This is a genomic window from Cupriavidus pauculus (genome assembly GCF_003854935.1).
Classification (GTDB): domain Bacteria; phylum Pseudomonadota; class Gammaproteobacteria; order Burkholderiales; family Burkholderiaceae; genus Cupriavidus; species Cupriavidus pauculus_C.
This window is the reverse complement of record NZ_CP033970.1, coordinates 945,787-969,460: the sequence shown is the minus strand read 5'-3', so window position 1 is coordinate 969,460 and position 23,674 is coordinate 945,787. Positions and strand designations below refer to the sequence as shown.

Here is a 23,674-nt window from a genome sequence, read left to right as displayed (position 1 = left end):
GGGGATGACTACCATAGCCCGTCCCCGAATCCAACGACGCACGGCCCCGGCCGGTGCGTGGCAAGCCATGATCCCCTATTCCCTGCTCGATCTTTCGCCCATCGTGGAAGGCAGCACCGCCGCCCAGGCCATGCACAACACGCTGGACCTCGCCCGGCATGCGGAACGCCTGGGCTACCGCCGCTTCTGGCTGGCGGAGCACCACAACATGCCCGGCATCGCCAGCGCGGCCACGGCCGTGCTGATCGGCTACGTGGCCCAGGGCACGTCGACCATCCGCGTCGGCTCGGGCGGCATCATGCTGCCCAACCATTCCCCGCTGGTGGTGGCCGAACAGTTCGGCACGCTGGCGTCGCTCTACCCTGGCCGCATCGACCTGGGCCTGGGCCGGGCGCCGGGTTCCGACCAGGCCACGGCCCGCGCGCTGCGCCGCCATCTCGACCACGACACGGCCGACAGCTTTCCGCAGGATGTGGAAGAACTGCAGGCCTATTTCGACGAAGTACGACCCGGCCAGCGCGTGCGCGCCGTGCCCGGAGCCGGGCTGAAGGTGCCGCTGTGGCTGCTGGGATCGAGCCTGTTCAGCGCGCAGTTATCGGCGGCCATGGGCCTGCCGTTCGCGTTTGCGTCGCACTTCGCGCCCGGCTTCATGCGCCAGGCCGTGGATCTGTACCGCCGCACATTCCGCCCGTCCGACCAGCTCGACCGCCCGCACGTGATGCTGGGCCTGAACGTGTTTGCCGCCGATACCGACGACGAGGCGCGCCGCCTGTTCAGTTCGCTGCAGCAGCAGTTCCTGTCCCTGGTGCGCGGCACGCCGGGCCAGCTCAAGCCGCCTGTTGACGACATCAGCCGCCTCTGGGACGCCAGCGAAGCCGATCACATCCGCCGCTCGCTGGCCTGCTCGGTGGTCGGCAACCCGGCAACGGTGCGCCAGGGCATCCAGGCCTTCGTCGACGACCTGCGCCCGGACGAGTTGATGCTGACCGGGCAGATCTACGATCACGCGGCCCGGCTGCGCTCGTTCGAGATTGCCGCGCAGGCCATGCAGGCGCTGCAGCCGACCCCGGTCATCTGACCCGCCATCGGCCTGGGCAAGAAAAAACCGCGGTCCAGGCCGCGGTTTTTTGCTTTGTGGCGCGGGCGGGGCCGCCCGGCGTCAGGCCGTCGCCAGCCGGAACGCCGACACCGCGCGCATCATCGAATCGGCCTGCTCGGCCAGCGACTGGGCCGCCGCGGCCGCCTCTTCCACCAGCGCCGCGTTCTGCTGCGTCACCGAGTCCATCTGCGTCACGGCCTGGCCCACCTGTTCGATGCCGGTGCTCTGCTCGGCCGACGCCGCGCTGATCTCGCCCATGATGTCCGTCACGCGGCGCACGGCGCTCACCACCTCGTGCATGGTCTCGCCAGCCTTGGCCACCAGCGCCGAGCCGTTGTCCACCTGCGCCACGGAATTGTCGATCAGCGTCTTGATTTCCTTGGCCGCGTTGGCGCTGCGCTGGGCCAGGCTGCGCACCTCGCCGGCCACCACCGCAAACCCCCGGCCCTGCTCGCCGGCGCGGGCCGCTTCCACGGCCGCGTTCAGCGCCAGGATGTTGGTCTGGAAGGCAATGCCCTCGATCACGCCGATGATGTCGACGATCTGGCGCGACGCCTGGTTGATCTCGCCCATCGTCACCACCACCTCGCTGACCACCTCGCCGCCCCGGTTGGCGATGTCCGACGCATTCACGGCCAGCGCGCTGGCCTGGCGGGCGTTGTCGGCGTTCTGGCGGACGATGCCGGTCAGTTCCTCCATGCTCGACGCGGTCTGCTCCAGCGCCGACGCCTGTTCCTCGGTGCGCTGCGACAGGTCGAGATTGCCGGCCGAAATCTGGTTGGTCGCCGTGGCAATCGAGCTCGCGGCGCCACGGATATCGCCGAGCGTGGCCGATAGCCGCTGTTGCATCTGCTGCATCGCGGCCAGCACGCTGTGGTCGTCGCTGGCGCTCACGCGCACCGGCACGGTCAGGTCGCCGCGGGCGATGCGCGACACCGCCTCCACCGCATAGGCCGGCTCGCCGCCCAGGCTGCGCTTGACCGTGCGCATGATCAGGCCCATTACCGCCGCGATCATCGCGCCGATCAGCAGCGTGCTCAGGAACGCGTTGATCAGGTTGGCGCGGAAGGCGTCCTCGATGTCGATCAGGAACACGCCGGTCGCCACGAACCAGTCCCAGTCGGCCACGTGGCGCGCGTAGGTCAGCTTGCGCTGCGGGTTCTCGGTGCCCGGCAGGCGGCCGCGGTACGTGGAAAAGCCCGCGTCCTCGCCGCTGGTGCGCCGCGCGCCGTCGATGATGGCGCGGTACACGTACACGCCGTCCGGGTCCTTGAACTCGCCGACCACGTTGCCTTCGGTCTGCGGCAGGCCGGGGTTCAGGATCACCTGCGGCTTGGAATCGACCACGAACAGGTAGCCGTTCTGGCCAAAGCGCATCGCGCGCAGCGCGTCCTTGGCCGCCTTCTGGGCGTCTTCCTTCGACATCGTGCCCTTGGCGGCGCGTTCGGCGTACAGCTTGACGATGCCCTCGCCGGTGGCCACCAGCGACTGCAGGCCGTCGCGGCGCTCCGCCATCATGACGGACTTGGTGTGGAAGGCGTTCCAGGCGCCCAGGGCAAGCAGCAGCACCCACATGACGGCCAGGGCCGCCCAGAGTTTGGCATTGAGGGTAAGTCGGTTCATGATGCGACAGGCTGAGGATGACGGATGGCCCAGCGGACATCCGGCAGGCTTCGAAAATAACGGCAGGTTTGCCGGCGCCTTTGAGCACCATCGTGGCGCATGGCGGATGCTGCACATCGGCAGGACGGCCCGCGCCGGGCTGCTGCCGCCTCTCATCGACCGACCATGACCCTGAACCACGCCACGCGGTTTGCCTTCGTCGACCCCGATCCTGCCGAGGCAGACCCGCTGCAGGGCGAACTCGCGCTGCTGGACCATGCCGCCCGGCAGGGGCCGGTGGCGCAGTTGTGGGAGGCGCCGCTATCGCTGGTGATTCCGCGCAGCTACCTGCGCCAGCCCGGCATCGAGGCCGCGCGGGCCGACTTTGCCGCGCGGGGCTGTCCGGTCTGGCTGCGCATGTCGGGCGGGGGGCTGGTGCCGCAGGGGCCGGGCATCCTCAACGTGAGCCTGGCCTACGCGGTGCCGAAGGGGGCGGCCACGTGGATGGAGCCGGTCTACCTGCACCTGTGCGAGGTGATTGCCGCCGGCCTGCGGCAGGTGGGCGTGGAAACGCACTGGCAGGCCGTGGAGGGGTCGTTCTGCGATGGCCGCTACAACCTTGCCTGGGGGCCGGGCGATGCTGCGCGCAAGATCGCCGGGACGGCGCAATACTGGCGCCGGGCGCCGGCCGACGCCCAGTCGCCGGACGGCCAGCGCCACCTGGTACTGGCCCACGCCATCCTGCTCGTCGATGCCGACCCCGAGGCGATCAACGCCCGCGCCAACGCGTTCGAGGCGGCCATCGGCAGCGGCCGCCACTACGATCCGGCCAAGGTGGTCAGCGTGCGGGAGGCAGCGGGCCTGACCGATGCCAGCGGGCTGGCGGCGCGGGTGTCGACGGCCATCCAGGCCGCCATCGCCGCTGCGCCGCCGCCGGGCCAGTAAGCGGGCGCTCGCCTACCGGGCGGACTTGAACGCGATGTCGCCGTACCACGCCCGGGCGGTGGTGCCGGTGTTGTCGGTATCGGTCATCACGCCGTAGCCGGTGAGCTTGCCCGGCGCCTCGCGGAACACCTTCTGGAAATCGCTGGCGACGTTGCGGCGCAGGGTCTGCCACTTGCCGGGCTCGTTGCCGACGACGATCATCTGCACGCGGCTGGTGTGGGGGTTCGGGATGACCGTGCCCACCGGCGCGCTGTTGGTCCAGATGTACATCAGCGTGGCGTACGGCAGCTTTTCGCCGGCCGCGCTGGCCGCCAGCGCCTCGGCGCGCTCGCCGATCGACAGGTTGCTGCTGCGGCCGTCGAAGAAGAACACCAGCCGGGCCGGTGCATCCTCCTTGTCGCCCACCTTGTTGTCGGCGCCGGGAATCGGCGCCGCCACCTTCCAGCGCCATTCCACCACCGGCGTCTTCGACAGGTCGACGTCGCCCTCGTGGACCAGCCCCGAGGCGGCGCTGCTGGCATCGGCCTGCAGCACCGTGGTACCTTTCTGCGCCACCAGCGCGTAGCGGGTGGGTGTCTTGCCCGAGACGACCGGCCGGTTCTGCCAGCCGCCGGGCAGGGCGTCGCCAGGCTTGGCGGCCGAGAACACGACGCCGGGATCGTCGGCATGCGCCGGCAGCGCGGCGCAGGTGAGCAGCACGGACAATGCGATGGGTTTGAGCGGACGGAGCATGGAAACCGCCTTCCTGTCGAATAAGCGTTCAGAGTTCGGAAATGTCCCACCATTCTAGGTAGCCGGCCGGCGCCACGCCGTGAGCCGTTGGCTGAATGCGTGATCGGACGCGCGCTGACAACTACCCCACGTACCGACAACGACGGGCCGGCCGATGGTCATGCCGCCCGCACCGCCCCAATCAACGAATTGCCGTGAACGTCACTTCCACCGGGCAGCGCCCGCGCCGCCGTCTTCCCGCCCTCACCTGCCTCCCCGCCCTGGCCGCCGCGCTGGCGCTGGCCGGCTGCGCGCTGGGGCCCGTCACGCCGCTGGCGCCCGACACGGCGGCGCGGCTGCCGCCCGTGCGGTTCCTGCTGACGTTCGACGATGGCCCGGACACCGGCCCGTACGGCGGCACGCCGCTGATCCTGCGCCAGTTGGCCGACAACCCGCTGGCGCCGGGCATCAAGGCCATCTTCTTCGTCCAGACCGAACACCCGCGCCGGGGCGGCGGCTCGGAAGGCCGCGCGCAGATGCGCGAGACCTGCGCGCAGGGGCAGCTGATGGCCGTGCACAGCGGCATGAAAGCCGGCCATGTCCCGCACACGCGGCTGGCGCCGGACGTCCTGGCCGCGTCGCTGCGCCGGGGGCAGGGCGACATCGCCGCCCAGTGCGGCCAGGCGCTGGCGGTGGTGCGGCCGCCCAACTGGGCGTACAGCCCCGCCACCCAGGCCGTGTACGCCCAGGTGGGGCTGGGCATGCTGATGGCCGACGCCAACGCGCGCGACGGCAAGTTCTACGGCTGGACCATCAGCCTGCGCCGACGCCCGCACATGCGCCACGAACTCGAACAGGTGGGCCGGGCGATGGCCGCGCACCGGCTGCCGGCCGTGGACGGCGTGACGCCCGTGATCGTCGCCTTCCACGATCCCAACGGCTTCACGGCGTCGCGCATGACCGAATACCTGCAGATCCTGGTGGAGACCGCGCGCGACAATGGCTTGCCTCTGGCCGACCCGCCGTTCTATACCGATACACAGGCGGCCGGCCGCGCGGCGCTGGCCCGGGCCGCCGCCGGCGTCTACGCGCGCGACCACTGGCCCTGATCGGGGCGGGCGGGCCGCCATGCCTTGTGCGGCGCGGGGAAATACGCGCAATTCGTGAAAGTGCTACGCTTATCGGCCCGTGGTGCCCTTGACAGGAGAAAACACCGTGCCCCGCAAGACCCCCATCGAGCGCTATCGCAACATTGGCATCAGCGCCCATATCGACGCCGGCAAGACCACCACCACCGAGCGCATCCTGTTCTACACCGGCGTGAACCACAAGCTGGGCGAGGTGCACGACGGCGCGGCCACCATGGACTGGATGGAGCAGGAGCAGGAACGCGGCATCACCATCACGTCGGCCGCCACCACGGCGTTCTGGAAGGGGATGGCCAACAACTACCCCGAGCACCGCATCAACATCATCGACACGCCGGGCCACGTCGATTTCACGATCGAGGTGGAACGCTCGATGCGCGTGCTCGACGGCGCCTGCATGGTCTACGACGCCGTGGGCGGCGTGCAGCCGCAGTCCGAGACGGTCTGGCGCCAGGCCAACAAGTACAAGGTGCCGCGCATCGCGTTCGTCAACAAGATGGACCGCGTGGGCGCAGACTTCCTGCGCGTGCGCGACCAGATCCAGAGCCGCCTGAAGGGAAATCCGATCCCGATCCAGATCCCGGTGGGCGCCGAGGACAACTTCCTGGGCGTGGTGGACCTGGTCAAGATGCAGGCGATCGTCTGGGACGACGCCAGCCAGGGCGTGCATTTCGAGTACACCGACATTCCGGCCGACCTCCGGGACCTGGCCCAGGAATGGCACGACAAGATGATCGAGGCCGCGGCCGAGGCCAGCGAGGAGCTGCTTGAGAAATACCTGAGCGGCGAGACCCTGAGCGAGGACGAGATCAAGGCCGCGCTGCGCAAGCGCACCGTGGCCGGCGAGATCGTGCCGATGCTCTGCGGCAGCGCGTTCAAGAACAAGGGCGTGCAGGCGATGCTGGACGCCGTGATCGATTACCTGCCGTCGCCGGTGGACGTGCCCGCCATCCTGGGCCACACCGAGGACGACAAGGAAGCCGAGCGCCATCCGAGCGACGACGAGCCGTTCTCGGCGCTGGCGTTCAAGATCATGACCGACCCGTTCGTCGGCCAGCTGATCTTCTTCCGCGTCTACTCGGGCGTGGTCAATTCGGGCGACACGGTCTACAACCCGGTCAAGGCCAAGCGCGAGCGGCTGGGCCGCATCCTGCAGATGCACGCCAACGTGCGCAACGAGATCAAGGAAGTGCGCGCCGGCGACATCGCCGCCGCCGTGGGCCTGAAAGAGGCCACCACCGGCGACACGCTGTGCGACCCCGACAAGGTCATCATCCTGGAACGGATGACGTTCCCGGAGCCGGTCATCTCGCAGGCCGTGGAGCCGAAGACCAAGGCCGACCAGGAAAAGATGGGCATCGCGCTGAACCGCCTGGCGCAGGAAGACCCGTCGTTCCGCGTGGCGACCGACGAGGAATCGGGCCAGACCATCATCTCGGGCATGGGCGAGCTGCACCTGGAGATCCTGGTGGACCGCATGAAGCGCGAGTTCGGCGTGGAGGCTTCGGTCGGCAAGCCGCAGGTGGCCTACCGCGAGACGATCAAGTCGGCGGCCAAGGACGTGGAAGGCAAGTTCGTCAAGCAGTCGGGCGGCCGCGGCCAGTACGGCCACGTGGTGCTGAACCTGGAGCCGCTGCAGCAGGGCGGCGGCTACGAATTTGTCGATGCCATCAAGGGCGGCGTGGTGCCGCGCGAGTTCATCCCGGCCGTGGACAAGGGCATCCGCGAGACGCTGGAGTCCGGCGTGCTGGCCGGCTACCCGGTGGTGGACGTCAAGGCCACGCTGGTGTTCGGGTCGTACCACGACGTGGACTCGAACGAGAACGCGTTCCGCATGGCCGGGTCGATGGCGTTCAAGGAAGGCATGCGCCGCGCCAAGCCGGTGCTGCTGGAGCCGATGATGGCCGTCGAGGTGGAGACGCCCGAGGAGTTCACCGGCAACGTGATGGGCGACCTGTCGTCGCGGCGCGGCATCGTGCACGGCATGGAGGACATCTCGGGCGGCGGCGGCAAGATCGTGCGCGCCGAGGTGCCGCTGGCGACGATGTTCGGCTATTCCACGTCGCTGCGGTCGCTCACGCAGGGCCGGGCCACCTTCACGATGGAGTTCAAGCACTACGCGGAGGCCCCGGCCAATGTCGCCGAGGCCGTGATCACGTCGCGCAAGGCAGGCTGACCGGCCCGGCGCACGCGGGCGGCGCGGCAGACCGGTTACGCCGCGCCGCGCCGATTCGCGCGCCAGTCACATGACGGTGGCACGATGTGCCGCGGTCCTCTTCGCAGTTTCACCACGGAAGGAGCGCATCATGATGGCATTTATCGGTACGGTGTTCGTTGGCCTGATCGTCGGCTTGCTGGCGCGGGCCATCAAGCCCGGCGACGACAAGATGGGCTGGATCATGACGATCCTCCTGGGCGTGCTGGGCGCGCTGCTGGCCGGCTACGTCGGCCGCGCGATGGGCTTCTACCAGCCCGGCGAGGCGGTCGGCTGGATTGCGTCGATCCTGGGCGCGATGGTCCTGCTATTTATCTACGACGCCGTTCGGCGCAAACGCTAGGTTGCCGTCCGCCGCGCCGCCCGCGCGGCCGTCCAGCGCCGGGCTGCCGTCGGGCAGTTGCAGCGTGGTCATCGTCGGGGCGGCCTGGGTGTCGCGGCAGCGCAGCAGCGTGGCATCGTTGCTGCCCGGCGCGGCCATGGCCGAAATCTGCGGCGCCAGCGACCGCAGCACCCGCACCGCTAGCGCGCTGGTGAACACATAGCGCGCGGCATACGGCTCGCGCACGTGCACGGTCACGGTGCCGAAGTAGCGCTCGCCAATCACGAAGACGAAGGTTGCGGACCGGTTCACCGCCCGCGACGAAATCACCCGGCCGCCCGGCCCGTAGGTCTGGAAGCGCTGGTCGCCCGTGCCCGTCTTGCCTCCCACCGCCAGCGGCGCGCCCTGCGGCTGGCCCTTGCGGTTCACCGGCACGAACGCCCCGTTGATCGACTTGGCCGTGCCGGCCTGCACCACGTCGAGCATCGACCGCCGCACCAGCGTGGCAATCTCGGGCGCGATCAGCGGCTTGCCCGGCTGCGGCCGCAGCCCGTAAGTGGTGGCGTACGGCGTCTGGCCGGCAAACGCGAGCGTGCGCACCGCGGCCGGCTGGGCGTCCACGCCATTGCCGAGGATGATGCCGGCCAGCTCGGCCAGCGCCGCCGGCCGGTCGCCGGACGCGCCCACGGCCGTCGCATACGACGGCGTCAGCGATTCGAACGGGTAGCCCAGCCGGTGCCAGCGCATGGCGATCTTCTCGAACGCCTCGCGCTCCAGCAGCGTGCGGATGCGGGCGTCCTGCCCGAGCTTGCTGCGCGTCTTGAACAGCCAGGCATAGACGGTCTGCCGGTCCGGCTCGCTCGCGTCGAGGATTTCCTTGAGCGTGGCGTCCGGATGCTTGCCCAGGTACTCCATCATCCACAGTTCCAGCGGGTGGATGCGCGACAGGTAGCCGCGGTCGTTCAGGTTGAATTTATCGTGGCCGTATTTGACGAAGAGCGCCTGCAGGTCTTCCTCGGACGGCTGGAACTTCTTTGGCAGCCGCTCGCGCAGCGTTCGGGCGAAGGTGTCGTAATCGGTATCGGGCCGCACGCTGAGCAGCGTCACCGACAGCCGCACGGCCGCCAGGCGCGGCGTGGGCAGCTTCACGCGGTCTAGCAGCACCTTGAGCCGCTCGTCGTTGGTCTTGCCGCGATACCGCTGCCAGAACGCCGTCATGAACGACGAGCCTTCCTCGTCGGCAAACTGCTCCAGGTAGGCACGCCGGCGCGGCGAGTCGCGGTCTTCGAACAGCGTGGCGGCGTCGGGGTGTTCCTGCCAGACCTGGTAGCGCACGATGTCGCGCATCATGCGGATGAAGACCAGGTTGACCGAGTGCTGGAAGGCCACCCGCACCGTCATCTGGCGCTCGCCCTCCCATTTCTCGAAGTTGGTGAACGCCTGCATGCCGCCGCCCGTGAAGAACGCCTCGCCGGCGTTGCCCGAGTACTTGCGCTCCATCGCCGCTTCCAGCACGGCCTGGCGCGAGCGTTCGGCGGGCGTCTTCGCCTTCATCAGATAGTCCACCGTCCAGCGCGTCAGCGCGTCCTGGCGCGGCACATCGATGGCCTTCAGCTCGGCCACGCTCATGCCGCGGTAGCGGTCGGCGATCTCGTCGATGACTTCCAGGTACGTGACCAGCGTGCGCAGCTTGGCCGTCGAGCCCAGGTTCAGGCGCGCCCCGCTGTTGATGTCGAACGGCTGGTCGACGTTGTCCGCCTGCACGCGTACCACGCTGGCGTTGCCCACGCGCTCGAACAGCGTCAGGCTGGCCACGAGCTTCGACGGGTCGTCGCCGTCGCGCAGCAGGTTCTTGCCGTACAGGCCCATCTGCCGGGCGTCGTCCTTGTTGCGGATGCGCTGCAGCGTCTGCGTCACCAGCCGCTGCGCCTCGCGGTTGATGGTGCTGTCGACGGTCAGGTCCAGCCGGTCCAGGTCGTAGCGGCTTTCCACGCCCAGCATGTGCTGCACGTCGTTTCGCACCTGATTCACGGCCTTGCGCGTGACCCACGGCTCGGGCGCGGGCCGCTGCGGCGGCGCCGCCTTGTCCAGCGACTGTTCCAGCGCCGCGTCGCGCAGCTCGGCCGTGATGACGTTCGACGCGGCCAGCAGCCGCAGGTAGCTGCCGGTCAGGGCGTCCAGGTTGGTGTCGTCGCGGCGCAGGTGGTACGACGGCCGGCGCTGCGAGATGATCAGCGACAGCGCGCGCTTGTACGCCTGGGCGGCGCGCGGCGACGGCCGGCGCGGATCCATCTCGCGCAGCAACTGGTTGACCTCCGCGAAATCCTCGCCGTACCAGACGAACATGGCGTCGCCCAGGCCCTCGATCTCGCCGTGGCCGGCGCGCGCCGACATCGGCACCGTGTTGACGTAGTCCACCACGATGTTCTCGCGCGCGCGCTGGGTGTCCGGGCCGTCGCGGTAGGCGCGCAGTGAAGCGGAGGTCATCTGCCGCAGCTTGTCGGCGATCGACTGCGTCTTGCCCTCGGGCGAATGGCGGTATTTCTCGATCTGCGTGGCCAGCGTGCTGCCGCCCGGCGCGCCGTGGCCGCGATCCACCAGCCGGATGCCCTGGTCCATCACCGCGCGCGAGAACCGGCGCCAGTCCAGCGCCGGGTTCATCATCGGGTATTCGGGATTGAGCAGGTTCTGGTTCTCGACAAACAACAGCGACGAGACCAGCACCTTGGGAATGGCGTCGAAGTTGTCGTACTGCCGCTGCGGATAGCGGTCGAGGGACATCGTCAGCGCGTTGCAGTCGCGGATCACCAGCCCGGCCTGCGTCTTCTCGCGGTACGGCGGAAAGATGCCCTGGTCCATCAGCCGCACCATGTCATACGACATGCGCGACTGCGCGGTGGTGACATAGCCCTGCCGCAGCAGCCGCTCGCCGAATTCGCCCAGCCGTTCATAGCCGAGCCGCAGGTCGTAGGGGCCGGAATGGGGATAGCGGATGCTGTCGCTCGGCCCGGGCAGGATTTCGTACGTCAACGACTTGCCCAGCCGGCTCATGTAGCGAGCCTGCCATTGGGAGGTACGCGCCTCGTGCGTGACGAGGCTCACGACAATGTACGCGCCGCCGCATACGGCGACCGCCATCCCAGCGAGGATCCAGCCACGACGTGACACGATTCGCATCCGGTTGCGCCGGGCCTGCCGTTTCGGCAGGCATCGCCGGCTCAAAGCCTGCGCCTGACGGCCCTCATCCAAAGGCCATCGCGTGCTTTTATATTACGCGGATCGGCTGGGGAATGTGCGACGGAAGTGGGTCCGCGCACGTATTCAAACGGCCCTGCGTGCGAGCCGCGCAACAGGCAGCTTGGGCATCACTCCCCGCTGTATTTCCAGTGGGGAAAGCCCGGCTGCCGTTGTCATTCCTACCTGTGGCAGGCGCCCGGAATCAGGCGGCGCTCACCGGCCGGCCACCGAACGGGTAGTTCGGATCGTTGTAGCCGTGCGTCGATGCATGACCGCGCGGCACCAGCGCATCGACCATCGCCTCTTCCTGCGCCGAGACGGCGGCACCGACTGCACCAAAATAGTCCTCGAACTGCGCCAGCGTGCGCGGGCCGGCGATCACCGAGCTGATGATCGGATTGGCCAGCACCCAGGCAGTGGCAAACTGGCCCGGCGTCAGCCCGCGGCTTTCGGCATGGGCCTTCAGCTTCTGGGCGATGACCAGCGACTCCTCGCGGAATTCGGTCTCCATCATGCGCTTGTCGGCGCGGCCGGCGCGGGAGTCGGCCTGCGGCGCCTGGCCGGGCAGGTACTTGCCGGTCAGCACGCCGCGCGCGATGGGACTGTAGGGCACCACGCCCAGGCCGAAATGCTGGCACGCGGGCAGGATTTCCACTTCGGGCATGCGGTTCAGCAGGTTGTAGTACGGCTGGCAGGCCACCGGGCGGGGCACGCCCAGCCTGTCGCACAGCGCCGCGATCTCGGCGATGCGCCAGCCGCGGAAATTCGACACGGCCCAGTAGCGGATCTTGCCGGCCCGGATCAGGTCGCCCATCGCGCGCACCGGCTCTTCCAGGTTGGCGCCGGCAAAGTCGCGGTGCAGGTACAGCACGTCGACATAGTCGGTCGCCAGCCGGCGCAGGCTGTCTTCCACCTCGCGCATGATCCAGCTACGGGAATAGTTCTGCTGATTCGGGCCGCTGCCCATGGCGTTGCCGAGCTTCGTCGCCAGCACCCAGTCGTGCCGGCTTGCCTGCAGCAGCCGGCCGACCATCGATTCGGACGCGCCCTTGGTGTACACGTCCGCCGTGTCGATGAAGTTCACGCCGTGGTCGCGGGCGCTGGCCACGATGCGGGCCGCCTCGGCCTCGTCGGTCTGGTCGCCGAACATCATCGTGCCAAGGCACAGGGTGGATACGTTCAGGTTGCTGGCGCCCAGGCGGCGGTATTGCATGGCGAAATCTGGCATGGCGGTGGTTCCCCGATTGACGAAGCCGAAGCAGGAATGGAAAGGCCGGCGCGGCGGCCGGCATCGCGCATTGTGCCCCGTTGCGGCGCGGCGTGCAGGGCGTAAAAAAAACCGGCACGCGCGAAGCGTGCCGGTTTTTCGTGCCATGGCCCCCGGGGGCTCAGTCTTCGAGCTTCGGCAGCGCGGCGCTGGTCTGCGTGGAGAGCAGGCCGGTCTTGGCGTAGGTCTGCAGCTTCTCGCGGGTGTCGACGATGTCCAGCGTGCGCATCGTGAGCTGGCCGATCCGGTCCAGCGGCGTGAACATCGACTCGCCCTTCTCCATCGTCAGCCGCTCGGGCTTGTACGTCAGGTTCGGCGACGTGGTGTTCAGGATCGAGTAGTCATTGCCGCGGCGCAGTTCGATCGTCACCTCGCCGGTCACGGCGCCGGCCACCCAGCGCTGGGCGGTCTCGCGCAGCATGATGGCCTGCGGGTCGAACCAGCGGCCCTGGTACAGCAGGCGGCCCAGGCGGCGGCCGTTGTCGCGGTACTGCTCGATGGTGTCCTCGTTGTGGATGCCGGTGATCAGGCGCTCGTAGGCGATGAACAGCAGCGCCAGGCCCGGGGCCTCGTAGATGCCGCGGCTCTTGGCCTCGATGATCCGGTTCTCGATCTGGTCGCTCATGCCCAGGCCGTGGCGGCCGCCGATGGCGTTGGCTTCCATGAACAGGTCCACGGCGTTGGCGAACGTCTTGCCGTTCAGCGCCACGGGCTGGCCTTCCTCGAAGCGCACGGTCACTTCCTCGCGCTTCACTTCCACGTCGTCGCGCCAGAACTGCACGCCCATGATCGGCTGGACGATGCGGATGCCCGAATCCAGGTGCTCCAGGTCCTTCGCCTCGTGGGTGGCGCCCAGCATGTTCGAATCGGTCGAGTACGCCTTTTCGGCCGACATCTTGTAGTCATGGCCGTTCTGGCGCATGAACTCGGACATTTCCGCCCGGCCGCCCAGTTCGTCGATGAACTGCTGGTCCAGCCACGGCTTGTAGATCTGCAGGCCCGGGTTGGTCAGCAGGCCGTAGCGGTAGAAGCGCTCGATGTCGTTGCCCTTGAACGTGCTGCCGTCGCCCCAGATGTTGACGCCGTCTTCCTTCATGGCGGCCACCAGCATCGTGCCGGTCACCGCGCGGCCGATCGGCGTGGTGTTGAAGTACGTCACGCCGGCCGTGGAGATATGGAACGCACCGCACTGCAGCGCGGCGATGCCCTCGGCCACGAGCTGGGCGCGGCAGTCCACCAGGCGGGCTTCCTCGGCGCCGTAGGCCTTGGCGCGGCGCGGGATGTCGTCGTAGTCCGGCTCGTCCGGCTGGCCCAGGTTGGCGGTGTAGGCGTAGGGAATGGCGCCCTTCTGGCGCATCCAGAGGAGCGCGGCGCTGGTGTCGAGTCCGCCCGAGAAGGCGATTCCGACGCGCTGGCCGGAAGGAATGTGCTGCAGGATGGTAGTCATCGCCAGGAAACCAGGTGAATGTGTCGGCTCTTGGGGCGCCCCCGCGTGCCCGGGGCATGCGGCGAGCCGGTCCGGCGCCCGAAACTCGTAACCGTGAATTGTGACATGGCACGGCCCCGGCGCCAAACCCGGGCCCGCCGAAAATATATGTGGACATGGCCAGGGCCGTCGACTAGGCTATTGTGGACGGCGTACACAAGACGCCGCGCAGGCACACTGCCCGCCGCCCGGTCCGGCCGCGGGCTCCCATCCCAAGGAGAGTTTCGATGGCATCGAAGATCGAGTCGTACCTGTTTTTCGACGGCCGCGCCGAAGAGGCGGCCGAGTTCTACAAGACCGCGCTGGGCGCGGAGGTGCAGGGCCTGATCCGCTTCAAGGATGCGCCGCCCGAAGCCGGCGAAGGCTGCACGCCACGCCCCGAGAACGCCGAGAAAGTGATGCATATGGCGCTCAAGATCGGTGACACGATCGTCATGGGCTCCGACGGCGAGTGCAAGGGCCAGACCGATTTCAAGGGCTTCTCGCTGGCCTACAACGCCGCGGACAGCGCCGAGGTCGACCGCACGATGCAGGCGCTGGCCGCCGGCGGCAAGATCGTGATGCCGGCCGACCGCACCTTCTTCAGCGAGCGCTTCGGCATGGTCACCGACAAGTTTGGCATCACGTGGATGGTGCTGGTCTACAAGCCGTAAGCGGCCGGGGCACCGGCCCCGCCCGGTTGGCCGCATCCCGTACAATGCGCGGCCAACCGGAGAATCGCCCATGGAATCCCGCCTGACCGATCTCGAAGTCAAGGTCGCCTTTCAGGAGGACCTGATCGAGACGCTGAACCTGACCGTCGCGCGCCAGCAGCAGCAGATCGACCTGATGCAGGCCCAGTTCCGCGTGCTCTACCAGCAGGTGCGCGCCGCCGCGCCAACCGCGTCCGAAAGTCACCCGCAGCACGAGATCCCGCCGCATTACTGATACGCCGGCATCACATTCCGGAACGTTCGCGGCCGGGGCCGGGTCACACCGGCTATCCCCACTCCGGATTCGTCCCGTTCGCCCCCGATGCCCGTGACCCCGCCCCGCCTCCGCACCCGACGCACCCGACGCACCCGCCATGCCCTGGCCGCCGCGCTGGCGTTCGCCACCATCGGCGCGGTCCATGCCGGCTACAACGTCTGGACCGGCGAGTACACGTTCAGCAAGGCCGAGCTCCAGCGCGCCGTGGACCAGCGCTTTCCCACCACGCTGCGCTATGGCGAACTGGTCAGCGTGCAGCTTTCGCATCCCCGGCTGGTGCTGGATGGCGCGACCAACCGCGTGACCACGCAGATGGATGCGGCGGTGACCAACACGATCCTGCCCTCCCCGCCCGTCAACGGCACGATGTCGCTCAACAGCGGCGTGAAGTACGACGCCACGCAGCGCGCCGTGCTGCTCGACAACCCGACCGTGCAGGACGTGCAGGTCCAGGGCATGAGCCAGTACACGCAGCAGCTCAAGGCCATCGGCGCCGTGGTGGCCGAGCAGTTGCTGAAGGATTACCCGCTGCACACGTTCAAGCCCGAGGAACTGCGCTTCAACGGCCGCGAGGTGCAGCCCGGCGCCATCACCGTGACGCCGGACGGCATCAGCGTGAAGCTGGACCTGAAGTAGCGGCGTCCCCGGCGGCATCGAGCCCGAGCGACCTGGCCAGCGCCGCCAGCGTCGGTCCGATGGGCGCCGACAGCTTCAGCGCCAGCAGCGGGTCGGCGCGCGTGGTGCCCAGGTTGAGCGCCGCGATCGGCACGCCGCGCTCGGCGGCCCACAGGCAGAACCGGTAGCCCGAAAACACCGTCAGCGACGACCCGATGACCAGCATCGCGTCGGCCGCGCCCAGCGCCGCCCGGCCGGCATCCACGCGCTCGCGCGGCACCGATTCGCCAAAGAACACCACGTCGGGCTTGAGCACGCCGCCGCAGCGCTCGCAGTCGGGCACGGCAAAGTCGTCGAACAGCGGCGATTCGAGGTGCGCGTCGCCATCGGCAGCCGGCAGCGCCGACACATCGCGGAAGGCCGGATTCAGACGCCAGAGCCGCCGCTGGATCTCGGCGCGCGGATAGCGCGTGGCGCACGACAGGCAGATCACGTGGCCGATGCTGCCATGCAGCTCGATCACGTCGCGGCTGCCGGCGCGCTGGTGCAGGCCGTCGACATTCTGCGTCACCAGCCCCGCCACCTGCCCCGCATCCCCCAGCCTCGCCACCACCCGGTGGCTGACGTTCGGCTGCGCGGCATCGGCCACGGGCCAGCCCACCATGCTGCGCGCCCAGTAGCGCTGGCGCGCGGCCGGGCCGCTCAGGAACGCGGTGATCGTCATCGGCGCGGACCGCTGCCAGCGGCCCTGCTCGTCACGGTAGCCAGGGATGCCCGAATCGGTGCTGATACCGGCGCCGGTCAGCACGAACAGCCGCGGATGCTGGCCGACAAAGCCGGCCAGCGCGTCGGCCGCGCCATCGCTCACGGGTCCACCTTCACGCGCCCGGCCTGGCGGGCTTCCCACGCCTTCAGCTCCTGGCGATAGCGGTCCATCTCGTCGTTGTAGAAGTCGAACACGCACGGATCGCAGCCGCTCTGGCAGCACTCGTTGTCGCCGGGGCGGTCGGGCGGCAGCGGCTTGGGGTCATCGGGCAACGGGAACGATTCGGCGGCGGACACGGCAATGCGAGGCAGGAAGACAGGACCGCGCCAGTATATGCCGCCCGCCGTTTCGGGATCGACCACCGCGATCAGGGTCTTTGGTCCAATGCCGGCGGCGTCAATCCCTGATATGCAGGAAACCGTACCGGTATTGAATTGTTTCGGGGTGCCGTCCCGCCCTGGGGGCTTGCTGATAGTGTGGGCGCCACGCCGGTCCGGCGGACTGCCTCTTGCCATGGTCACTGCCACGCGCGTTATTTCCGCATTGCATCGATCCGCCACGGCGCTGGCGGGCGTGCTGGCCTGCGCCGTCGCGATGGCCGCGCCGCCCGAAGCCGAGCCGGGCCGCCGGCTGCTGCCCCCGCCAGACCCGGCGCCCACCGCGCCGCCCGTGCTGCAGCCGGCCGATCCGCGCACCCCCATCGCCCCGCGCACGCTGCCGCCTCACCCCGAGGGCCGGCCCCGCATCTGCCTGGTCCTGTCCGGCGGCGGGGCGCGCGGCGCGGCCCATATCGGCGTGCTCAAGGTGCTGGAAGAACTGCGCGTGCCGGTGGACTGCATCGCCGGGACCAGCATGGGCTCGCTGGTGGGCGGCGCCTATGCCACCGGCATGAGCACGCCGGCCATGGAACAGCTCGTGGCCGACCTGACCACCGACGCGCTGTTCAAGGAACGCCCGCCCCGGCAGGACCTGGCGATCCGGCGCAAGATCGAGGACCACACCAACCTCGTCACGCCCGAGATCGGCGTGCGCAGCGACGGCCTGCTGCTGCCCAAGGGCGTGGTCTCGGGCGTGCAGCTGGAAACGGTGCTGCGGCAACTGGCCAACGCGCCGGGCTACCGCGACTTCGACCTGCTGCCGATTCCGTACCGCGCCGTGGCCACCGACCTCGTGGCCGGCACGCCGGTGGTCTTCAGCGAGGGCGAACTGGCCAACGTGATGCGCGCCAGCATGTCGGTGCCGGGCGCCGTCGCGCCCACCGAGTACCAGGGCAAGCTGCTGGTCGATGGGGGCCTGACCGACAACCTGCCCGTCGACGTGGCGCGCGCGATGGGCGCCGACGTCGTCATCGCGGTCAACCTGGGCACGCCGCTGATGAAGCGCGAGGAGCTGACGTCGCTGATCGGCGTGACCGGCCAGATGCTCAACATCCTGACCGAGCAGAACGTGCGGACGTCGCTGGCGTCGCTGAAGCCCACCGACATCTTGATCGAGCCCCCGCTCGGCGATTTCTCGGCCGGCGACTTCAACCACCTGCCCAAGACCATCCCGATCGGCGAGGCCGCCGCGCGCCGCGTGGCCGACCGGCTGTCCGCGCTGGCGCTGCCGCCGGACCAGTACGAGACCCTGCGCACGGCCCAGCGCGCGCTGCCGCCGCCAGACCCGCGGCCCGTCGACGAGATCCGCTTCGCGCCGCTGGACCGCGTGAACCCGGCCTTCGCCGCCGCCACGATGGAAACCCGGCCCGGCGAGCCGATCACCCAGGCCACGCTGGACCGCGACATGCGGCGCCTGTTCGGCACGGGCGACTTCGAGCACGTCAACTACCGCTTCCTGGAAGAGCCCGGCAAGCGCGTGCTGGGCGTGGATGCCATCGAAAAGACCTACGGGCCCGACTACCTGCGCTTCGGGCTCGGCCTCAGTTCGGACTTTCGCGGCAACGCCTACTTCAACCTGCTGGCCAGCTACCGCCGCACCTGGCTGAACGCGCTGGGCGCCGAATGGCGCAACGACGTGCAGGCCGGCCAGACGTCGAGCCTGGTCAGCGAGTTCTACCAGCCGCTGGACACGCGCCAGCTATTTTTCGTGGCGCCGCGCATCGAGCTGGAACGCCGGCCCGTCAACGTGTTCAGCGGCAACAACAAGATCGCCGAGTACGACCTGCGGCGCACCGATTTCGCCTTCGACGTGGGCAGCCAGTTCACCAAGTACGGCGAGGCGCGGCTGGGCGTGGTGATCGGCCACCAGAACGTGTCGCTGTCCACGGGCCCCGCCACGCTGTCGCCCACGACCGGCGGCGACGTGGATCGCCGCGCCATCGCGGGCCGGCTGCTGTTCGACCAGCTCGACAGCATCAACTTCCCGCGCTTCGGCTACGGCGGCACGCTGAACGTGTTCTCGTCGCAGGCCGCGATGGGTGCCACCGATACCTACACCAAGGGCGAGATCACGGCCACCGGCGCCTATTCGTTCGGCCGCCATACGCTCAGCATGGGCGTGCGCGCCGGCAGCAACCTGGGCGGCCCGGGCCTGCCGCGCTACGACCTGTTCCAGTGGGGCGGCTTCCTGCAGCAGTCGGGCTTCAGCACCGGGCAACTGATCGGCGGCAACCTGCAGTTCGCGCGGCTGGTGTACTACAACAAGCTCGTCAAGCAGACGCTGCTGGAAGGCGTCTACGCCGGGGCGTCGCTGGAAGCCGGGCGCGTCGGCGCGCCGCTGGTGGCGGGCAGCCCCACCGGGCTGCTGAAATCGGCGTCGGCGTTCCTGGGGGTAGATAGCCCCATCGGCCCGCTCTACCTGGCCTACGGCCGCGCGTCGGGCGGCCGCTATGCGTTCTACCTGTTCCTCGGCAAACCCTAGGCATCAGCCATGTGAAGGGTACGAGACCCCACGTCGGGTGGATGGGCGCCGTTGTGCCGATCCCTATACTTGAGGGTGCCGGCCGGCTTTCCATTTCTGGCCGGCACCCCCTTTGCCCAGTCGCCGTACACCGGCGACATTTTTTTGTCCGAAGTGCGGCAATCCCCGGGCCGGGACGGTAAGATGCGCGATTATCGAACATCGCATCGCCCCCTCGCCCCCTGCCATGGACGCCCCCCATCCCATCCACCTTAAGCCCGCCCAGGCCGACACCGTCCGCGCCGCGCATCCGCCGGCCGACATCCTGAACAGCTTTGCCGGGGACCCGAACTTCATGCTGTCGCTGGCGCGCGGCCTGACGGTGCTGGAGGCGTTCTCCGAGCGCAAGCGTCCGTTGACGATCTCGCAGGTGGCGCAGCGCACGCAGCTATCGCGCGCGTCGGTGCGACGCTGCCTCTATACGCTGGAACAGCTCGGCTACGTGAGCCAGCAGGACGGCCACTTTGCGCTGCGGCCGCGCGTGCTGCACCTGGGGCACGCCTATTTCTCGTCGACGGCGCTGGTGTCGTCGGCCCAGCCGATCCTGGACACGCTGAGCGCCCGCGTGCACGAGACCTCGGCGCTGGCCATTCTCGACGGCATCGACATCCTGTACCTCGTGCGCTCCGAAGTGCAGCGCGTGCTGACCCACGCGCTGGGCATGGGCAGCCGACTGCCGGCCTATTGCACGTCCACCGGCCGGCTGCTGCTGGCCCACCAGCCCGATGCGGTGCTGGAGGCGTTCTTCGAGCACGCCGAGCTGCGGCCGCGCACGCTGCTGACCAAGGTGTCGCGGCCCGAGCTGGAAGCGGCGTTCCAGCGCGCGCGGGAGCTGGACTACGTGCTGATCGACGAGGAACTGGAGCCCGGCCTGCGCGCCATCGCCGTGCCGGTACGGTCGCAGACGGGCATGGTGGTGGCCGCCATCAGCGTGAGCGTGAAGGCCAACAAGGTGTCGGAAGGCGAGATGGTGGCGCGGCTGCTGACCCCGATGCGCGAGGCCGCCGCCGCAATCGGCAAGCTGGTAGGAAGTTGAAGCAGGCAGGGGGCCCGGCCCCCTTGCCTTAGCCGCGGTGGGCCAGTTCCAGCTGGAACACCAGCCGCTGCAGGAAGTTTTCCATGCGGCCATCCGGATTCAGGAAGGCGCAGCCGTAGTGGTGGACGGTGTTGTCGTCGAAGCCCACCAGCCAGTGCCCCACCACCTGCATGTCCAGCTCCAGCCGGCCCAGCTCGGCAAAATCGAGCCGGCATTTCTTGATGACCGTGCCCACGGGCAGCTGGTCCGCCCCCACCGCACGCGACCGCAGGCCGACGCCCGACAGCGACAAGTCGGCGATATCGAGCTGCAGCGTGCTCTTGCTGGCCGCCTCCGGCAACTGCACCTCGCAGCGGTAGCCCTTGGTCAGCAGCGTGCGCGCCCGGAAATGGCGGCGGCGCTGGAAGTGATAGAGCTTTTCCGGAAAGTCGGCGATGAACGCCGGGCCGCCCTCGAAGCGCGTGGCGCCCGGGGTGCCCACCACGAAGTTGACCGGCACGCCGCGCAGCAGCCCGGAAAACGCGTTCTGGTCGGAGCCCATCAGCGCCTGGCGCTCGCCGTCGGCGCGGCACCAGTCGAAGATGAAGGTCTTGTTGGCCGGATCGACGTGGAGAATCGACGTCACGATCTCCGAGCCGCCGCGCGACCGCACGTTCAGCAGGCATTTCTGCCATGCCATGTCGCGCAGCACGGTGCCGATCTGGGAGCTGTGGGTCAGCCGGTAGCGCTCGTCCGATTGTGCCGAGCCCCGCTCGTCGTCGGGCTCGCCCTCCATCGGAGAGAAGGATTGGCCAGCCTGCGGCCCGCGGGGATCTTGGAGACTCATGGAATACGCTACGTCGAATAGTGGTTGCGCCGCAGCCCGCGTGGCGGGCGACGCATGGGTTCTGTCAGCGCGCGGCGCGCCAGCGCCGCATGGTAAGCGCGCCCCTACTGCGGCGCAAGCATATGCCATGGCCTTCGGCAAAATACGACGCAACTTTAGGAACCGACTTCGGTGGGGTAGCTTCCGCTACGCTTTCGGCGCGGTGCGGCGGCCAGGCTGGGCGCGGGTTTGCGGGCGATTTCGCTGCGGCGCACCAGGATCGGGCGCCGGGAGTTGTTTCATCGGGCCGGCCAGCCGGCGGGGGGCCGGCGTACCCGTTTCTGCGGAAGCAGCGCGGGCCGGAAGCGCCCGGCCCGGCACCTCTAATACAAACCAGGCAGCCGGACGGCCGCGGCCCGGGCGGCCACTAGCGGCAGCACGCCTTCCAGATCCAGCAGCGCCCGCTTGCGATCGACGCCGCCCGCGTAGCCGGTCAGGGCCCCCGAGGCGCCCAGGATGCGGTGGCACGGCACGATGACCGACAGCGGATTGCGCCCCACCGCGCCGCCCACCGCCCGCGAATGGCTCGGTGGCAGCCCGATGCCGGCCGCCAGTTGCCCGTACGTCGACGTTTCGCCAAATCCCACGTCGCGCAACGCCTGCCAGATCCGCTGCTGGAACGGGCTGCCGGCAAAGCGCAGCGGCACCGTGAACGCCTGCAGGCTGCCGTCGAAGTAGGCCCGCAGCTCGTCGGCGGCCAGCGCCAGCGTGCGCGCGTCGGCGCGGCTGTCCACGGCGGCCACGCGCGCCTGCGCCGGATAGTATTTCTGCCCGGCAAAGAACACGCCGGTCAACTGGCCGTCCTGGGCCCGCAGCAGGATGTCGCCCAGCGGGCTGTCGATGATCTGATAGCTGTTCATGCTGTCTCTTCCTCGTTTTCGGAATGACTTTCGGAGTGGCTTTCCGGCTCGCCCGGCGCCGCCTTGGCGGCCTCGTAGCGGTGCCAGAGGTGGATCGCCGCATAGGCCCGCCAGGGCGCCCACTGCGACGTCGCCGCGTGCATCGCGCGCACCGTGCTCACGCCTAGCACCTTGCGCAGCGCGTAGTCGGTGGCGGGGAACGCATCGGGCCAACCCAGCGCGCGCATGGCCACGTACTGGGCCGTCCAGTCGCCGATGCCGTCGATGGCACGTAGCTGCGCCACGGTATCGTCGGGCGCCGCGTGCGGGTCCAGCCGGATCTCGCCGGCGGCCACCTGCCGCGCCAGCGCACGAATGCTGCGCACCTTGCCCAGCGGCACGCCAGCCGCCTGGTAATCGGCATCGGGCAGCGCGGCCAGCGCGTGGGCGTCCGGGAAAACGTGGCTCAGTGGCGCGTGCCCGGCCTGCTGCGCCAGCCCGGCCAGTGCGGCATCGGGCAGCGGCGTACCGGCGATGCGGACCAGCCGGGCCAGGATGCGCCGGGCCTGCACCACCGAGATCACCTGGCCGATGATGGCCCGCACCGCGATCTCCAGCCCGTCGAACGTGCCCGGCAGCCGCATGCCGGGCGTCTGCGCGGCCAGCTCGCCCAGGTGGGCATCGACGATATCGGGCCGGCAACCGAGGTCGCACAGCCGCCGCACCTTGCCCAATGCCTGCGGAATGACATGCGCCAGCGTGGCGGCCAACGTCACGCGCACCACCGACCGCCGCGGCACGTGTTCCAGCCGCACCCATCCCAGATGGCGATGGCCGCCGGCCTCGACCGCGATGGTCCGGACATGCACGCCGCCGTGCACCACGTCCACGCCATCGACCGCCCGCACGGCCAGGAATCCCAGCATTTCGGCCCACGCCAGCGGCGGCCGGTAGCCCAGCTCGAACACCAGCCGGTCGGCCATGCCATCCGCAGCGCGGCGCCGCATTGCCAGCGGCGTCAGCCCGTATCGTTCCTTGAGCACGTCATGAAAACGCCGCACGCTGCCAAAGCCGGCCGCCAGCGCCACCTGCGTCACGGGCAGGCCCGTGTCCGTCAGCAGGCGCTTGGCCAGCAGCAGCTTCTGGGTTTGCGCGTATTCGTGGACGGACACGCCGAATGCGGTATCGAACAGCCGCCGCAGGTGGCGCTCGGTCACGCCGATGCGCGCGGCCAACTGCGCCACGCCGGCGCCGGTCATGAATCCTTCGTCGATCAGCGTGGCCGCCGCCTGCGCGAGCCGGCCGGACATGTCGGCCAGCCCATGGCCGGGCGCCAGTTCGGGCCGGCAGCGCAGGCAGGGCCGGAAGCCGTGCTTCTCGGCGGCGGCCGCCGATTCGTAGAACGTGCAGTTCTCGCGCTTGGGCGTGCGCACCGCGCAGACCGGCCGGCAATACACGCCGGTGGACGACACGCCCACGAAGAAGCGTCCGTCGAAACGGCGGTCGTGCGAGGCCACGGCCTTGTAGCAGGTGTCGGGATCGAGTTCCATGGCCTGCATCCTACGCCTTTGCCGCCGATCGAATACGCTGGAATCGGACATGCGCCTGCGCGCCAATTGTATGAATGCTGACGCACTTCGGCCCCGATTCTGAA

20 protein-coding genes are annotated in these 23,674 nt (G+C 69.1%); 10 read left to right on the top strand and 10 right to left on the bottom strand.

Features of this window, described 5'->3' with window-relative positions; translation table 11 throughout:
* The first annotated feature begins 67 nt into the window (after nucleotides 1–67).
* On the top strand, nucleotides 68–1,078 hold the full coding sequence (locus EHF44_RS22385) for an LLM class flavin-dependent oxidoreductase (RefSeq protein ID WP_124685891.1): 1,011 nt from the start codon (nucleotides 68–70) through the stop codon (nucleotides 1,076–1,078).
* Between the two features lie 81 nt (nucleotides 1,079–1,159).
* Here EHF44_RS22385 and EHF44_RS22380 read toward each other — a convergent pair whose 3' ends face one another.
* Nucleotides 1,160–2,722 carry a methyl-accepting chemotaxis protein gene (locus EHF44_RS22380; RefSeq protein ID WP_124685890.1) on the bottom strand — a complete coding sequence of 521 codons (1,563 nt, stop codon included), beginning with the start codon at nucleotides 2,720–2,722 and terminating at the stop codon, nucleotides 1,160–1,162.
* A gap of 165 nt (nucleotides 2,723–2,887) precedes the next feature.
* Between EHF44_RS22380 and EHF44_RS22375 the strand changes: the two genes are divergently transcribed.
* Nucleotides 2,888–3,646 (top strand): lipoate--protein ligase family protein, encoded by a 759-nt coding sequence (locus EHF44_RS22375; protein ID WP_124685889.1) that lies wholly within the window; start codon nucleotides 2,888–2,890, stop codon nucleotides 3,644–3,646.
* 12 nt (nucleotides 3,647–3,658) lie between these two features.
* On the opposite strand, the gene EHF44_RS22370 is transcribed toward EHF44_RS22375, so the two are convergent.
* Nucleotides 3,659–4,378: a DUF3047 domain-containing protein gene (locus tag EHF44_RS22370; protein ID WP_124685888.1), complete on the bottom strand. Its 720-nt coding sequence runs from the start codon at nucleotides 4,376–4,378 to the stop codon at nucleotides 3,659–3,661.
* Between the two features lie 194 nt (nucleotides 4,379–4,572).
* Here EHF44_RS22370 and EHF44_RS22365 point away from each other — a divergent pair, with 194 nt between their 5' ends.
* The 3 genes from EHF44_RS22365 to EHF44_RS22355 all read left to right on the top strand — a co-directional run bounded on the left by EHF44_RS22365 (nucleotide 4,573) and on the right by EHF44_RS22355 (nucleotide 8,063).
* Nucleotides 4,573–5,466 (top strand): polysaccharide deacetylase family protein, encoded by an 894-nt coding sequence (locus tag EHF44_RS22365; protein ID WP_253700166.1) that lies wholly within the window; start codon nucleotides 4,573–4,575, stop codon nucleotides 5,464–5,466.
* A gap of 106 nt (nucleotides 5,467–5,572) precedes the next feature.
* Complete coding sequence (gene fusA / locus EHF44_RS22360; RefSeq protein ID WP_124685886.1) at nucleotides 5,573–7,681, top strand: elongation factor G; 2,109 nt, start codon at nucleotides 5,573–5,575, stop codon at nucleotides 7,679–7,681.
* Nucleotides 7,682–7,811: 130 nt separating this feature from the next.
* Nucleotides 7,812–8,063 carry a GlsB/YeaQ/YmgE family stress response membrane protein gene (locus EHF44_RS22355; protein ID WP_124685885.1) on the top strand — a complete coding sequence of 84 codons (252 nt, stop codon included), beginning with the start codon at nucleotides 7,812–7,814 and terminating at the stop codon, nucleotides 8,061–8,063.
* Here the strand turns inward: EHF44_RS22355 and EHF44_RS22350 are convergent.
* From EHF44_RS22350 to argG, 3 genes are all read right to left on the bottom strand, one after another.
* Nucleotides 8,028–11,180, bottom strand: coding sequence for a transglycosylase domain-containing protein (locus EHF44_RS22350; protein WP_172966157.1), 3,153 nt, complete (start codon nucleotides 11,178–11,180; stop codon nucleotides 8,028–8,030). The two genes, EHF44_RS22355 and EHF44_RS22350, sit on opposite strands and share 36 nt — an antisense overlap.
* Nucleotides 11,181–11,481: 301 nt before the next feature.
* Nucleotides 11,482–12,507, bottom strand: coding sequence for an aldo/keto reductase (locus tag EHF44_RS22345; RefSeq protein ID WP_124685883.1), 1,026 nt, complete (start codon nucleotides 12,505–12,507; stop codon nucleotides 11,482–11,484).
* 160 nt (nucleotides 12,508–12,667) lie between these two features.
* On the bottom strand, nucleotides 12,668–13,993 hold the full coding sequence (argG, locus tag EHF44_RS22340) for an argininosuccinate synthase (RefSeq protein ID WP_124685882.1): 1,326 nt from the start codon (nucleotides 13,991–13,993) through the stop codon (nucleotides 12,668–12,670).
* 266 nt (nucleotides 13,994–14,259) lie between these two features.
* Between argG and EHF44_RS22335 the strand changes: the two genes are divergently transcribed.
* The 3 genes from EHF44_RS22335 to EHF44_RS22325 all read left to right on the top strand — a co-directional run bounded on the left by EHF44_RS22335 (nucleotide 14,260) and on the right by EHF44_RS22325 (nucleotide 15,637).
* Entirely contained in the window at nucleotides 14,260–14,685 is a 426-nt protein-coding gene (locus EHF44_RS22335; protein ID WP_124685881.1) for a VOC family protein, read from the top strand.
* Between the two features lie 70 nt (nucleotides 14,686–14,755).
* Nucleotides 14,756–14,959: a SlyX family protein gene (locus EHF44_RS22330; RefSeq protein WP_124685880.1), complete on the top strand. Its 204-nt coding sequence runs from the start codon at nucleotides 14,756–14,758 to the stop codon at nucleotides 14,957–14,959.
* 87 nt (nucleotides 14,960–15,046) lie between these two features.
* Nucleotides 15,047–15,637, top strand: a complete 591-nt coding sequence (locus EHF44_RS22325; protein ID WP_124685879.1) for a DUF1439 domain-containing protein — start codon at nucleotides 15,047–15,049, stop codon at nucleotides 15,635–15,637.
* On the opposite strand, the gene EHF44_RS22320 is transcribed toward EHF44_RS22325, so the two are convergent.
* Both EHF44_RS22320 and EHF44_RS22315 read right to left on the bottom strand, forming a co-directional pair.
* Nucleotides 15,612–16,484, bottom strand: coding sequence for an NAD-dependent protein deacetylase (locus EHF44_RS22320; protein ID WP_124685878.1), 873 nt, complete (start codon nucleotides 16,482–16,484; stop codon nucleotides 15,612–15,614). The two genes, EHF44_RS22325 and EHF44_RS22320, sit on opposite strands and share 26 nt — an antisense overlap.
* Nucleotides 16,481–16,678: an oxidoreductase-like domain-containing protein gene (locus EHF44_RS22315; RefSeq protein WP_253700164.1), complete on the bottom strand. Its 198-nt coding sequence runs from the start codon at nucleotides 16,676–16,678 to the stop codon at nucleotides 16,481–16,483. Before EHF44_RS22315 ends, EHF44_RS22320 begins: the two co-directional genes overlap by 4 nt.
* A gap of 217 nt (nucleotides 16,679–16,895) precedes the next feature.
* Between EHF44_RS22315 and EHF44_RS22310 the strand changes: the two genes are divergently transcribed.
* Together EHF44_RS22310 and EHF44_RS22305 are read left to right on the top strand one after the other, a co-directional pair.
* Nucleotides 16,896–19,241, top strand: a complete 2,346-nt coding sequence (locus EHF44_RS22310) for a patatin-like phospholipase family protein (protein ID WP_253700162.1) — start codon at nucleotides 16,896–16,898, stop codon at nucleotides 19,239–19,241.
* A gap of 226 nt (nucleotides 19,242–19,467) precedes the next feature.
* The gene (locus tag EHF44_RS22305) at nucleotides 19,468–20,316 is read left to right on the top strand and encodes an IclR family transcriptional regulator domain-containing protein (protein ID WP_124685877.1); all 849 of its coding nucleotides are present in this window, start codon (nucleotides 19,468–19,470) and stop codon (nucleotides 20,314–20,316) included.
* A 28-nt stretch (nucleotides 20,317–20,344) separates the two neighbouring features.
* Here the strand turns inward: EHF44_RS22305 and EHF44_RS22300 are convergent, their stop codons facing one another.
* The 3 genes from EHF44_RS22300 to EHF44_RS22290 form a co-directional block, all read right to left on the bottom strand.
* The gene (locus EHF44_RS22300; protein WP_124685876.1) at nucleotides 20,345–21,142 is read right to left on the bottom strand and encodes a flagellar brake protein; all 798 of its coding nucleotides are present in this window, start codon (nucleotides 21,140–21,142) and stop codon (nucleotides 20,345–20,347) included.
* Nucleotides 21,143–21,504: 362 nt separating this feature from the next.
* The gene (locus tag EHF44_RS22295) at nucleotides 21,505–22,041 is read right to left on the bottom strand and encodes a methylated-DNA--[protein]-cysteine S-methyltransferase (RefSeq protein WP_124685875.1); all 537 of its coding nucleotides are present in this window, start codon (nucleotides 22,039–22,041) and stop codon (nucleotides 21,505–21,507) included.
* Complete coding sequence (locus tag EHF44_RS22290) at nucleotides 22,038–23,570, bottom strand: DNA-3-methyladenine glycosylase 2 family protein (protein WP_124685874.1); 1,533 nt, start codon at nucleotides 23,568–23,570, stop codon at nucleotides 22,038–22,040. Before EHF44_RS22290 ends, EHF44_RS22295 begins: the two co-directional genes overlap by 4 nt.
* Between the last annotated feature and the right edge of the window lie 104 nt (nucleotides 23,571–23,674).